Below are 250 nucleotides of genomic sequence, written 5' to 3' on the forward strand. Positions count from 1 at the left end.
ATGGTGCAGCTCTAGGAGGTGGTTTGGAACTAACGATGGCATGTCACATTCGTTATGTTACGAGTGAAGCCAAATTAGGGCTTCCTGAGCTCCAATTAGGATTAATTCCGGGATTCGCTGGAACTCAAAGACTTCCAAGGCTTGTAGGGAAAGCAAAGGCAGCTGAATTAATTTTAACTTCAGATACTGTAACTGGGGATGAGGCTGTTCAGTTAGGATTAGCTAACAGGGCTTTTCCAGAAGATATTAT

Annotated in this window: 1 protein-coding gene; it reads left to right on the plus strand. The window is 43.2% G+C overall.

The window, feature by feature from the left end:
* Nucleotides 1–23: 23 nt before the first annotated feature.
* The coding region (locus AOA59_RS28890) for an enoyl-CoA hydratase-related protein (RefSeq protein ID WP_305886615.1) at nt 24–250 on the plus strand (227 nt) is incomplete at its 3' end.

It is taken from the genome of Pseudomonas sp. 2822-15 (assembly GCF_002742515.1).
In the GTDB taxonomy this organism is placed as follows: domain Bacteria; phylum Pseudomonadota; class Gammaproteobacteria; order Pseudomonadales; family Pseudomonadaceae; genus Aquipseudomonas; species Aquipseudomonas salomonii.